The organism is Hymenobacter volaticus (assembly GCF_022921055.1).
Classification (GTDB): Bacteria; Bacteroidota; Bacteroidia; order Cytophagales; family Hymenobacteraceae; genus Hymenobacter; species Hymenobacter volaticus.
The window spans coordinates 2,077,871-2,090,985 of the sequence record NZ_CP095061.1 but is presented as its reverse complement, the minus strand read 5'-3'; the positions used below and the strand labels follow the sequence as shown (position 1 = coordinate 2,090,985).

The window sequence follows — 13,115 nt, the reverse complement described above, 5'->3', positions numbered from 1 at the left end:
ATGTTGAATTGAGTAGGACAGTCTATTGGTGCTGTTGTCTTGTCTAGTTGGACCCTAAGCCTTTCGCCGCCGAACCAGTTGCCGCATCGGGCACGCTTGTTTTCAGCGACTTCAAATAGAAGGTGGCTAACGGGTCCGATTCGCCGGCTTGGGGTAGGTCGTAGGTTTGGTCGGCGGGGGTGTCGGGCGTTGGGAAGTGGCGAGCTTCGCCGGTGCGGAACATGATTCGCTCGAAGGAAGCGACTGGCGCGAAGAAGATGTAGGTACCTGAGGGCTTGCCGTTGATGGACACCGTGAAGGACCGGGCATCGGCGTCAAGCGACACGCGCACGTCGTACTGCTGGCCGGCTTGGTACTTGGTGATGTTCTTGAAGCGGGCCCCGGCTTTGTGGCGGAAATTACCCTCGGCATCGAAGGTGAGTTGCACGGCCGGCGTGCCTTTGCCGTCCTGAAACTCGATTTGCAGCAAGCCCTTGTCGTTTTGGGCGGGCACCACCGAAAACTCCGCTATCACTTTCTTGGCTTCAGGAATAACGCGCTCCGCTTTAGCGTAATCGAACTTGTCGGAGTCCTTGAACACCAGACCCTTCGTGCCATCCGGCAGCTTACCGATTTCCACTGGCGCTTGCACCAGGCTGTAGGTGTTCCAGTTCACCAATTCCTGCCCGGCCGGCAGCTGTGCAAATACCTCGTTGGCTTGCGTTTCCGCTTTGGCGCGCACTGGCACGGGCACCGAGGCAATCCAGATGTCTTCCTTGTTCAGGCTGTACGTCACCCACAGCTTTTTGTCGGGCGGCGTGCCGTCGCCTTCCTGAATGCCGCGCACGTACTGCGGGCCGTACGACTTGTAGTTGCCGCCGTAGCGCATGGGCGTGATTTCGCCGTGCACCAGCCACAGATCGGTGTAGTCCAACCCGTTTTCACTGGTGGAAATGCCGAGCGGCCAACGGAATTCCGAGGGATTGTACACCGTGGCGTAGCGCCCATCGGAGGTGCGCTGGCCCCAAATCTTGGCGTTGCTGTTCACAAACTTCGGTGCCCGAATAACCGGATTGGGCCAAGTTTTGCCGCCGTCGGGGCTGATGGTGGTGAGGGCGTGCTTCCAGAGGCCCACCACCCGGTTGTCGGGCAGGTGGTAGTAACTGAAGGCTTTGTATTCCTTTTTGAGCGGAATCAATGGGTCGTCGCGGTCCTGCTCTTCCACCATCTGCTGCATCATTAGCGGCGAAGCCAGAATTTCCTCGCAGGCCGCTACAAAACCCTTGTCTTTGCTGCTGGTGTAAAACGTATACGTGGACTTCGACTTGTCCCAGGTCTTGTTGTTTCGCAGAAAGTAAATCGGGCCGAATTTGCCATTGGGCAGCACCTCGCGCACCACCCGGCCTATGCCTTGGCCGTCGTTTGGGTCGTCTTTGGCGTCGAGGGCAATGCCGTAGTAGCCGAGCGTTAGTAGGCGGTTTTTCTTGGACACGTAGAAGCCCACGCGCTGGTGCATCACGGCCACTAAATCCTTGGCGACCTTGCCGGGCTGGTCGGGTTTGGTGACGCCGTCCGGAATTTTATAGGGCGGAAATATCACCGTGGGGTTGGTCCAGGTTTCGCCGTCCTTGGAGGTAAGCAGCAGCGTGCGGCCCGGCGGCACGTGCTCCCCCACCGGGTTGCTGAGGTATTGCAAGTAAAATTGCCCGTTCCAGTAGGCCAGCATGGGAGCGTGGTTGTAGGTCCACCCCTCCCGTTGGCGGCGGTTGGCTGCTCGCGGTTGGCGCGCAGCACCTGCCGGGTGTGCGTCCCGATGGCCGGCCGCAGCTGTCCGTGGTGGTAGTCCACGTTACTGAGCGTGGTGCCGGTGTAGCGGATGGTTTCCTGGCCGCGGGCGGAAAGACTGCCCAGCACAGTTAACGCAGTAGCCGCGAGAGGTGCTATATGCTTACTCATGAGTTCCACTCGTTGGCGTTGCGGCGGCCGCCCCGGCGGGGGCGCTTTGCAACAAGGTGTTGAAAGTCTTGCGCGGCACCGCGAAGATGGTACCGTGCTTGTGCCCTTCCGGCACGCTGGTCTGCCCCGACACGTCGGTGAACGACTTGAAATCAGAGGTCTTCACCACGCCGTAGCGCTTTTCCTTGTAGGCGTCGTAGTAGATCAGCCACTCGTCGTGCGGGAGGCGTACCACACTCGGGCCTTCGGTGAAGTTGCCGGTAAACGGCTCCGACACGTTCGGAAACGGCCCGAGTGCGCTCGGCCCAAAGGCCACTTTGATGTTGCGGTTGGGCCGGGTGTTGTCTTTCACTACCAGCACGTAGTCTTTGGCGGCGCGCTGCACCACCACGGCGTCAATCGAGCTGAAACCGGGGTCGATAAAGAGCTTGGCCGGCGTAAACGACTGGAAATCTTTGGTGGTAGTGTAGTAGAGTCGGTGGTTGTTGTCTTCTTCTTCGATGCCTTTCGGGAAGCGAAACGGGATGGTGGAGGCCCACACGACGAGGTACTGCTTGGTGGGCGTATCATAGAAGATTTCGGGTGCCCACACGTTCACGGTGGTCGGTTCGTGCCCCATCACGTCGATGAAACGCTGCGTCGACCAGTGCACCAAATCCTTGGAACTGGCGTAGCCAAACCCTTTGTCGCCCTTCCAGCCGCAGGTCCACACGAGGTGGTAAGTGCCGTCCGGCCCGCGGGCAATGGACGGGTCGCGCATTAGCTTGCTTGGCCCCACCTGCGGCGTCAGAAACGAGCGGCCCATGTCCGTCCACTTGTAGCCGTCGTGGCTATAGAGCAGCCGTAGCCCGTCAGTAGCCGGCTCCCGAAACGACGTGAACATGTACACGTCCTTCGAGCACGCACTCAGCAGGGCGGCCCCAAGCAGCGGAGTAAGGAAGCGCAGGGCTTTACGTTTGATCATTGAATTTTTTCAGAAACGCTAGACTGTCACGCCATGCTTCTGACGTTCTTTCGTTTTATAGTTTCAGTAAGCGCTACACAGTATCCAGAATCAGCACCCAATCGTTGCCGTTCTTTGTCTCGCCGGGCGGGTTGAAGTCTTGGGTGCCTTTGTTGGGGAAGGTGCCGATGGCGGTGGTTTTGCCGTCGCGCGGACTAAACCAGGAGGCTTTCACCTTGGCCCCGCTGATTTTACCGTGGTTCACCTTGATGTTGCGGCCGTTGTAGGTGTACACGAAAGCGTAGTTCTTGCCCCGGGTACCGAACTGACGGTTGTACTTCTCCCTCACTTCTCCGGCAATCAACGACTGATCGGGTACCCGCTCGAAGAAGGGCCGGGAAAGCATCAGGTTCTTGAGGTGCACCATTTGGGCCGCGCCCGGCGCGTTGATGGCCGACGACCACAACTCCGAAGAGCCGTAGGCGCTGCCTTTGTCGAACGAGCTGTGCATCTGCATCACCGAGTTCTGCCCGTAGGTGTAGCCAAACGCCCCCGCAAACACCGACCAATAGCCGTAGCGGCGCACATCGGCGTCGTTCCAGCGGGGCTGCTTGATGTCGTGCAGACCCTGCGGAATGCCCTCGTAGGAGGGTTCACCGTCGATACTAGGCTTGGTCGGCGTTAGCTTGTTGTCTACCAATTGGTAGCGCCAGTTGTCTTCGCCGTAGAGCTTTTTCTCGTTGCGGGAGGTGTCCTGCTCGTAGCGCCGGTGGCCCGACTGGTACATGTTGAAATCCAGCCACGCCGCCTGGTGAAACCAATCCGACGACTGCGTGCGGCCCCGCGGGTGGTACGTCACCAAGTGGTTGGGGTCAACGGCTTTGAGCGTGCTGCCAATCGTGTTCCACACCTTCAGCGAATCCGAGCCGGCAATGTCGCCGCCGTTTAGCCAGATGATGTTGGGCCGGTTCTTATAGCGCTCGGCCAGAAAAGTGGCGTAGGTTTTGGCTTGCTGCTGATTGACTTTGCCGGCCTTCACGTTGGTGCCCCACACCGGCACGAGGCCCATGTACAGCCCTTTCTTGGCGGCTAGGTCGATGATGTAATCGACATGGTCCCAAAAGTCGTACTGCGCGGCGTCGGTGGGGGTGCTGCCTTGGGTGAGCAGCGGCTGCGCCACGTTGCCGCGCACCAGCGCCGAGTCGCCGTACACGTTCGCGCTCGGCACTTGGTGCAGCACCATCACCTGAATGACGTTGAAGCCTTTTTTGCGCCGGTCTTCGAGGTAGGTTTCCGCTTCTTCGCGCTTAAGCTTGTTGAAGAGCAGCCAGCCGGTGTCGCCGAGCCAGAAGAACGGCTTGCCGGCTTCGGTGGCCAAGTACCGGCCGTTGGAAGCTACTTTCAGCTTGCCCGTTGGCTCAACGGCTGGCGCCCACGCAGTGAGCGATACTAGCAGGAAAAGCACAAAGAAATTGCGGGGCTTTATGGGCATTTGCGTGATTGTATTGCTCCTGATAAGCTTAAAAAGCCGTCATGCTTCGGCAGGCGGACGCTAGATCGAGCATGACGGCCTTTTGGTTTCAGCTATGACTTTGCTTTGCCGGTAGCGGGCCGCACGTTTTGCAACGGTACCACGCTGTTGAGGTACTCTTCGATGTTGGCGTAGCCGTCTTTGTCACGGTCCTGAATGGCATCGGCGGCGTTTTTAGGGTCCAGGCCGTGCGTTTTTTCCCACGCGTCGGGCATGCCGTCGTTGTCGACATCGGCGTAGGGCTTGCCCTGGTAGACGGGGTACCCTCCTACCTGCGCGGGGTCCGTAATGATGCCTTGCTTGTAGGAATCGGCGGGCAGGCGGCGTTTGATGTAGGGACTTGGCGGGGTGGGTTGCGCGTTCTTGGCGTAGGTGATTTTGCCGGTGCGCACGTCCTCCACGATGCGCGCATCCACGGCGTCACGCTTGGGCAGGGTGCAGCCAACGTTGGTCAGCACGTATTGGTAGGCTTCTTGGGCGGACAGCACCGTGCCCATGTTAGGCAGCGTGAACGGCTTGTCGGCTTTAATTGCAGCCACAATTTTATCGGCTTCGGGCACGCCTTCCACCTGCACGCCGCCAGCCCAATTGTCTTGGGTCACTTTCTCGTTGCCGGCTACCACGTTGCCGGCCACATACGCCTTGCCGAACAGGTTCTTCGCGTCTTTGTCGCGGCCCGATTCAGGTTTTAGAATCCGGTAGCTGATGGGCTCCCCGGCGGGCGTGATGGGGCCGGGCTTGTAGTAGTTGTTCACGAAGTTGTACTCCGAGTGGTTATCGCCGCCATCGGCCGAGCGGTTCCACCAGTTGAACACCACGTTATTGGCGAAGTTGAAGTCGCCGTACATGCCCACCGAGGGGTTGCGGGCGATATTGTTGGCCCACAGGTTGCGAGTGAACAAGCTGTTAAGCCCGCCAATGGTACTCCCAAACGCGTGGTTGTAGGTGTCCAGGCCCTCCGAAAAAATAGAATTCTGAATGGTCACGTTCACCGTCGGCAGCTTGTCGGCCTTGCCGGTCTCGGGGTTGTGGTAGACGTGCCGGTAGATGGACATGTTTTCATCCAGGCCCCAACTCGCCGACACGTGGTCGATGATGATGTTGCCCACCGGGTTGCCGCCCAAGCCGTCGTCGCGGCGCGCTACGTCGGTGGCCCCGCGGCGGAAGCGCAGGTAGCGCACCACCACGTCGTGGGTATTGATCCAGATGGATTCGCCGGCCACGCAGATACCGTCACCGGGGGCCGTTTGGCCCGCAATGGTTACGTAAGGCGCCCGGATGATGATGGGGCTTTGCAGCTTGATGATGCCCGCCACATTGAACACCACAATGCGGGCTCCCCCCTGCTCCAGTGCCTCACGCAAGGTACCGGGGCCGCTGTCGGCCAGGCTCTTCACCACATACACCTTACCGCCCTGCCCGCCAAACACGTGCGCCCCGCCGCCTTCGGCGCCCGGAAACGCCAGCCGGCTCGACTGCGGCAAATCCGACGGTTTCGCGGCCCACGGCACGTAGGGCTTGCCGGCTTTGGCCTCGGCTTCGATGATGGGCAGCGCCTTTTTCCAGGCTTCGTCCGAGCGTTTCTCGGCTTCGGCCAGGGCGGCATCAGCCTTGGCCTGCACTTCCGGCGGAATCTTGGGGTACTGCGCCAGCGCGGGTCGGGCGGCGGTAGAAGCAAGAACGGAAAGGAAAAGAAGGCGCTTGTTCATGTGTGCTTAGTGCTAGTCATTTGTAGGGGACGGTAAATGAGGCGCCCGCCAGAACTTAGTACCCCGGGTTTTGCAGGAACTCGGCCTTGTTGGTCACGGCATCTAGGTCGCTCTGCGGAATGGGGCGTAGCGCGTGGAAATCCTGGATGCTGGTCCGGGCGTCGGGGTTGTAGAGGCGGACCCGCTCGGCGAGTTTGCCGGTGCGTTTTAGATCCAGCCAGCGCACTTGCTCGCCGGCCAGCTCGCGGGCCCGCTCGTCGAGCACAAAGTCCAGGGTCATTTGGCTGGCAGTTACTTGCATGGCGTTGGTGCGGCCGGGCAGGGCGGCGCGGGTGCGCACCAGGTTCACGTAGTAAGCAGCCGAATCGGATTTGCCGAGGCGAACCTGCGCTTCGGCCCCGATGAGAACGATGTCGCCTAGGCGCAGCATAAAGGCGTCGCGGGAGCTTTCCGTTACGGTGGCGGTGGCGCGGGTGGGATCGTCGAACTTGCGCAACGAGGGGTAGTAGCGCCGTTCGCCTTTCAACGAGCCGTTAGCGTTATAGAGGTCGTCGATGTCGTACACCTTGTAGCGGTAGCGGCGGGTGTAGCGCTGCTGGAAATCATCGATGCTGCGCTTGGTGGTGAACACCGCGGTGTCGCCAACCGTGAACTTGGGCTGATTGAGCAGCGGCGCTAAGGCGGCATTTTGGGCTACTTCTGCCGCCGACCAGCGCGGAATGTTGGCGGCGTTGTTGGCAATCCAGGCTTGCTTGAACGACCCTAAGTAGCGGGCGTCGTTTTGCTCGTTGTAGAGGTTGAGCAGGAAGCGCGTAGGCATGTAGCGCACACCCGGCAGGCCGTTGGCTACGTCGCGCGTCATGCCGGGCTGGTCGTCGTACTTCATCAAAAACCACTGGTGCGCCGTGTTGCTGCCCGCGTTGAAAGTCAGGTTGGTGGAGTAGTTCACCGCCCACAGCACCTCGGAGTTGCGCTGGTTGGTGATGTTCCAGAGGTCGGCGTAGTTGGCTACCAGCCGGATACCCTGCCCGGTATAGGCCGTCGTGACCTTGCGGGCGAAGTTGGCCGCTTTCTGGTACTGCCCGCTCGACAGATACGCTTTGGCCGCGAAGGCCTCGGCCGCGGGCCGCGTGATGCGGCCGTAGTCGGTGGCCGTGGCCGGGGCCGGATACTGCGCCAGCGTCACGGGCAGGTTGGCTACGGCAAAGTCCACATCAGTTAGAATCTGGGCGTACACCTCTTCCACCGAAGCGCGGGTAGCCGTAGCCACCACGCCGCTGGTGGGCTCGAGGCGCAGCGGCACCGGCCCGAAGCTTTCCACCAAATGGTAGTAGTACCAAGCGCGTATGAAGCGCAACTCCGCCTCAGCCGAAGCGCGGCGCGCTGTACTCAGCCCGGCCGTATTAATGGTTTGTAGGGCCTGATTGACTAGGTTGATACCGGCGTAGCAGGGCTGCCACAGGTTGTTTCTCACCCACAGGTTGTCGGTGTTCAGACCCTGGTAGTTCACCAACGGCGGCTGCGGGCTGACGCCGGCTACGGCCGTGGCACCGTTACTTTCCGCATTGGTCCAGATGTCGGTGCCCATTTCCAGCAGCGCGTAGCCCGACTCCTTGCCGTAGATGGTGCGGTTGTAGGTGTAGGCGCCGGTGATGGCGGTTTCAAAGCCTTCGGGGGTGGTAAAGACGGCCTCGGCGGTGGCACCGCTCGGGTTGAATTCTTCGAGTTGCTCTTGGCAAGCGGAAGCAGCCAGCGCCAACACGGCAAACGTTAGGGGGCGGATTTTTTTGTACATGATGGTCTGGTCGAATTAGAAGCCCACGTTCAGGCCTACCACGTAGGCGCGGTTCAGCGGCTGGTCCACAACGCCTTCTCCCTCGGGGTCGAAATCATCGAGGTTGCTGTAGGTGTAGAGGTTGCGGCCCGACACGTACACCCGCACGTTGTCGATTTTGCCCTTGCTTACCAAACTCTTCGGCAGGGTATAGCCCAAGGTCACGTTGCGCACTTTAGCCCACGAAGCCTCGCGCTCGGTGAGGGTGGTGACGTAGCTCAGCGCGCGGGTGGAGTGCGGACGGGGTAGTCGTTGGTGGGATTTTCGGGCGTCCAGTAGTCTACAATGGCGTTGTTGTTGTTGCCGCTCCGGTTGAACTTGGCGTAGTAGTCGGAGCTGATCCACTGCCCCACGCGGGCCACCAGCAGGACGTTCAAATCAAAGCCTTTGTAGCGCACGTCGTTGCTTAGGCCACCGGTCCACTTCGGCACCCGCGAGCCAATAACGGTGCGGTCGGCCGCCGTGATTTTGCCGTCGGGTACGCCATCCGGGCCTGACAGGTCGGCCACCTTGATGTCGCCGGGCAGAAACTGGCCGGGCGTACCGTAGGAGGCAGCTTCAGCTTCCTCGCCTAGCTGCCAGATGCCAATCTTTTTGTAGTCGTAGTACACCTGGGCCGGCTGGCCGACGATCAGCGAGTTGCGGTAATCGGTGGCAATGACGTCGCCGGTGGGCAGCTCCACAATGGTTTCCTTGTTGCGGGCGTAGGTCAGCGTCGTCGACCACGTCAGGTTGTCGCCACGCAGGTTCTGCGAAGTCAGCGACACCTCTACACCCTTGTTGCGGGTGCGGCCGATGTTGCGGTTGACCGTGGCCACGCCCGTAAACGCGGGCTGCGTGTACGGGAAAATCAAATCCTTGGTCTGCGCGTCGTAGTAGTCGACGGTGCCGGTCAGGCGGTTGTCGAACATGCCGAAGTCCACCCCGATGTCGGTGGTGTAGGTTTTCTCCCAACCTAGCTCCGCGTTGCCAATAAGCGGCGAAATCGTGTAGGTGGGGGTGGCGTTGGCATCAGTAAAGGCAAAAGGCGTGTTGGTGAGCGAGTTTTGGGTGGCGTACGCCGCAATTCCATCGTTGCCCGACACCCCGTAGCTGCCGCGCAGCTTCAGCTCGGTCAGGAACTTGGCATTCTGTATAAACGACTCCTCGATGATGCGCCAGCCAATGGCCGCCGAGGGGAAGTACGCCCATTTGTTGCCCGGCGCCAGCTTAGAGGAACCGTCGGCGCGGTTGGTAAACGTCAACAGGTAGCGTCCTTTCCAACTGTAGTTGATGCGGCCGGCAAAGGAAACCAGATTGTTGCGCGAAAAGCCTGAGCCTATGAATATGTTCTGGTTGGCGGCGCCTAGGTTGTAGAACGATTGCGAAGGCAGCACCTGGTTTTGACCTTGCGCAAAGCTGTTGGTATTATTGAAAATCAGGTCGCTGGCTACCCCGGTAAGCGTGAGCGAATGGTCGCCGATGTCCTTGCGGTACGTCAGCACGTTTTCCCAACTCAGGTTGCGGCTTTGGTTGTTGGTAATCGAAGACTGCGAGTTGGCCCCGCGCCCGTCAATGGTGTTGCGGCCGTAGAAATTGCCTAGCTCCGAGGTGGAGTAGTTGGCCGCGAAGGTGGAGCGCAAGCTCAATCCTTCGAGGGGCGTCAGCTCCACGTAGGCCGCGGCCGTGAGGCGGTTGGTTTTGTTGTTGCGCTGGTAAGCTCCCGGCTGCTCGTCGGCCAGCGGGTTGATTTGGGTGCCGCCCAGCAGGTTGTAGTTGAGCTTGCCCTCGTCGTCGTACACGCGCCCTAGCGGAATAGCCTGCGAGGCCAGGTTGAGTGGGTCGCGGCGGATGTCGTTGTTGATGTACGCCAGCTGGCTCTGCACGCCCACTTTCAGCCACTTGTTTACCGTTTGGTCGATGTTGGCGCGGGTGGTGTAGCGCTTGAAACGGTCTAGCTTGAGCAAGCCTTTTTCGTCGTAGTAGCCCAGCGAAAAGTACACCTTGGTGTTCTCGGAGCCGCCCGTAAGGCCCACCTGGTAGTTTTGCTGCATGCCGTTGTGCAGCACCTGGTCGGGCCAGTTCAGGTATTGCTCGTTGGCAATGGCTTCGCGCTGCGCGGGGTTGAAGGCCACCGCGTCGTCGGCGGGGCTGTTCCAGGTGCCGGCGGCGCGGAACGCCTCGCGACGGAAATCTATCCACTGCGGCCCGCTCAAGTACTCGCCGTAGCCGGCCACTTTGGTTACGCCGGTGTAGGCGTTGAAGTTGATTTTGGGCTTGCCGGTGCTGCCGCGTTTGGTGGTGATAATCACCACGCCGTTGGCCCCGCGCGAACCGTAAATGGCCGTCGAGGAAGCATCTTTCAGCACCTCGATGCTTTGCACATCGTTCGGGTCGATGTCGGAGGCGTTGACGTTCTGCACCCCGTCCACGATGTAGAGCACGTTGTTGGAAGAGCCAGGGTTGGCAATCGAGCGGTTGCCCCGGATGCGAATCGAAGAACCCTGTCCCGCGTACCCGTTACTGCGGGTGATATCCGCGCCCGGAATCTTGCCTTGCAACGCTTCCGTCACCGTCGTGACGGGCAGCTTAGTTACCTCCTCCCCTTTCACCGATACGACGGCCCCCGTCAGGTCGCGCTTGCGCACCGACCCGTAGCCAATTACCACCACGTCGTCGAGCGCCGCCGACTCCGGCGATAAGCGCACTTCCAGCCGGGTTTGGTCGGGCTTTACCAGCAGTTCCTGGCTTTTATAGCCCAAGTAAGAAACGACCAGCGTAATATCCTGCTTGTCGGGCACTTGCAGTGTAAAGCGGCCTTCGGTATCGGTGCTGCTGCCGTTGGTGGTGCCTTTTACCAGCACCGTCACGCCGGGCAGCGCTTCGGCTTTATCACCACCGAGCACCTGGCCCGTGATGGAGCGGGTTTGCGCCTGGGCGGCGCTGACTAGCAGCGTGGAAGCCGCCAGAATGGGAATAAATGGTTTCATGGGGGGATTTGGAAACAGGAGGGGTCAATAGGTGGGAAGTCAACGAAGAGCTTAGCCGGGCAACACGGCTTGGGCCTGCATAATCGGGGCCGTAATGCCGGCTACTTCGCCGCAGAAGTGCACTTCCACGCCGAGTTCGGCGAGGGCCGCCGCCTTGATGCGGCAGGCCTGATGCGCCTTGGCTTCGTAGGGCGTGTACACCACTTGGATGTGATTGGCTTTGTGGCGGGCCATCATTTGGTTGCGACTCACGCCCCGCAGGACGGCGTGCATAATGGGCCACTCCGGCGTGGTTTCCTGCCAGCGGCGCTCGGTTTCGGCCGGGGGCAGCGCTACGGCTTCGCCCACGCCCAAGTCGCAGTGCAACTTGTTGTTCATCACGTAAATCCGGCTCCAAACCAGTGAACCCGGCCGGCTAATTCCCTTCAGACTACCCCCACCCAAGCGGAAATACATGGGCGGCTGCCGCTCACTAACGGCGCCCTCATAGCCCCCAATAAAATGTGCGGGGGGGCGGCGCCCGAAATCAGGAACACCCACACAAATTCCTCGCCCTCCCCGGTGTCAAACGACTGGCCCCAACGCAAATCGTGCAGCGTCGTCTCGCCCGACAAGCCCAACTCGTTCCACAAGCGGTAGGTGAGCAGCGCATCAAGGCCGGCGCACTCGTCCACTTCGTTGAAGTGCGGCAGCGCCTGGCCGGGGTATAGCTCCTCGCCAGTTTTCGAGAAGACGGGGGCCGGTCGGTGTTGTTGAGCAAGCCTTCTACCAGGTCGCTGGCTACGGTTAAATCCTTGAGGCCCTGCTGGTACTGAATCCCGATGGTGTCGCAGCCGAACTCGGCGGCAATGCGCACGGCGGCAATGTACATCTTGCACTGTTCCAGGGTTTGGGCGCGGGTGAGTTGGGTTGCTTCGTTGCTGCCCCAATTAAATTTCATGCGCTTGGCTAGTAGCCAGTCGAGCACGGCGTGGGCTTCGCTGTCGGTTACGTCGCGCATGGCGGCGTAGAGCGTGGCCTGGCTAAGGCGCTCCTTGAACACGCCCGTGGGGTGCAGCAGCTCGTCGGGCACAATGGCGTTGTACATGCCCATGCACCCTTCGTCGAAAACGCCCATGATGGCCTTGTTCTGCCGGAATTTCTGGCCGAACGTGCGGCCAATCAGCTCGTCGGCAGAAGGCAACGTCACGCCGGAAAAGCTCTTGACGTGGCTGTGGTCGTGGGTGATGCGGCCTTCGGTCAGCCATTGCTGCAAGCTGTTCTCGAAGAAAGCATCGGTGAAATCTTCGCTCCACAGCGTGCTGTAGGCCACGCCGGCTTTGGTGAGGCAGCCGTTTAGGTTCAGCATGCCTACCAGGCCGGGCCATTGCCCACTCCAGTTGGCCACCGTCAGGATGGGGCCTTGGTGGGTGGTGAGGCCGGCCAGCACGTGGTGCGAATACTGCCACACGCTTTCGGCCACGATGAGCGGCTGCTGCGGGTCGATGCTGCGAAACACCTCCATGCCCATCTTCTGCGAGTCGATGAAGCCGTGTTGCTTTTCTAAGTCGTAGGTGTGGGCCCGCTTCACCGTCCAGCCTTGCCGGGCAATAGCGGCTCCCAACTGGCCTTCCATGGCGTATTGCGCTGCCCAGCAGTTCTGGTTGGCCGCGAGTCGCAAATCACCGCTGGCGATTAACAACACTTTCTTCGAGGAAACAAGGTTCACGCTTGCTGCTAGTTAGAGGATAGAAGATGCAGTTACACAAGCTCTTCCCTACCGAGCAACTCGTTTTAGTGGCTGCTCGGCGCCCCAATTGAAAAGCCACTGGCACAGATTCCGTGGTTGTTTTCGCAAGGCCAGAACGCAGCAACGGCAGGAAAGACTTCTTCTACAAATATGCTAGCCGCGGAGGCGGGGTCTCTAGCGGTTATTAGCTACTTAGTATAGGATGTTATCATGCGCCCGGCCTCGCTGAAATTTAGACCTGCTTTTGGGTGGTTAAACAAAGGTTTGCGCCGGGCATCATTTGCCCGTGGAATTCTAGTATTCTACCTATCGCAACCGATTCAGGCAGTAGACTACAGGAGAGTGCAATCGATAGCGTAAAATATATTAGTGGCAATTCCTCCCCTTCCACTCCTGGTTTAGCACCAGTTCCAAGGATTTGCTGCCAGGATAAGATCCTAGAATAAGTAGGTTATCGCGGCTGCA

Annotated in this window: 9 protein-coding genes and 1 pseudogene; all 10 read right to left on the bottom strand. The window is 60.0% G+C overall.

Annotated elements, in window-relative coordinates:
• Positions 1-43 precede the first annotated feature (43 nt).
• Positions 44-868 carry a hypothetical protein gene (locus MUN86_RS32340; RefSeq protein WP_375379499.1) on the bottom strand — a complete coding sequence of 275 codons (825 nt, stop codon included), beginning with the start codon at positions 866-868 and terminating at the stop codon, positions 44-46.
• Positions 869-1,213: 345 nt separating this feature from the next.
• Positions 1,214-1,935, bottom strand: a pseudogene (locus tag MUN86_RS32685) (six-hairpin glycosidase); the annotation flags it as partial.
• A complete protein-coding gene (locus MUN86_RS08985) occupies positions 1,928-2,899 on the bottom strand; it encodes a glycoside hydrolase family 43 protein (protein WP_245124359.1) in 972 nt (323 codons plus the stop codon). The gene MUN86_RS08985 and the pseudogene MUN86_RS32685, both read right to left, overlap by 8 nt.
• Before the next feature lie 73 nt (positions 2,900-2,972).
• Entirely contained in the window at positions 2,973-4,370 is a 1,398-nt protein-coding gene (locus tag MUN86_RS08980) for a glycoside hydrolase family 140 protein (RefSeq protein WP_245124356.1), read from the bottom strand.
• A 92-nt stretch (positions 4,371-4,462) separates the two neighbouring features.
• Positions 4,463-6,118, bottom strand: coding sequence for a pectate lyase family protein (locus MUN86_RS08975; RefSeq protein WP_245124353.1), 1,656 nt, complete (start codon positions 6,116-6,118; stop codon positions 4,463-4,465).
• Between the two features lie 55 nt (positions 6,119-6,173).
• Positions 6,174-7,913, bottom strand: a complete 1,740-nt coding sequence (locus MUN86_RS08970; protein ID WP_245124350.1) for a RagB/SusD family nutrient uptake outer membrane protein — start codon at positions 7,911-7,913, stop codon at positions 6,174-6,176.
• Positions 7,914-7,928: 15 nt separating this feature from the next.
• Entirely contained in the window at positions 7,929-8,126 is a 198-nt protein-coding gene (locus MUN86_RS08965) for a hypothetical protein (RefSeq protein ID WP_245124347.1), read from the bottom strand.
• A 44-nt stretch (positions 8,127-8,170) separates the two neighbouring features.
• The gene (locus MUN86_RS08960) at positions 8,171-10,921 is read right to left on the bottom strand and encodes a SusC/RagA family TonB-linked outer membrane protein (protein ID WP_245124346.1); all 2,751 of its coding nucleotides are present in this window, start codon (positions 10,919-10,921) and stop codon (positions 8,171-8,173) included.
• A gap of 51 nt (positions 10,922-10,972) precedes the next feature.
• On the bottom strand, positions 10,973-11,461 hold the full coding sequence (locus tag MUN86_RS08955; RefSeq protein WP_245124343.1) for a hypothetical protein: 489 nt from the start codon (positions 11,459-11,461) through the stop codon (positions 10,973-10,975).
• Positions 11,448-12,629, bottom strand: coding sequence for a hypothetical protein (locus MUN86_RS08950; RefSeq protein WP_245124341.1), 1,182 nt, complete (start codon positions 12,627-12,629; stop codon positions 11,448-11,450). Before MUN86_RS08950 ends, MUN86_RS08955 begins: the two co-directional genes overlap by 14 nt.
• Positions 12,630-13,115 lie beyond the last annotated feature (486 nt).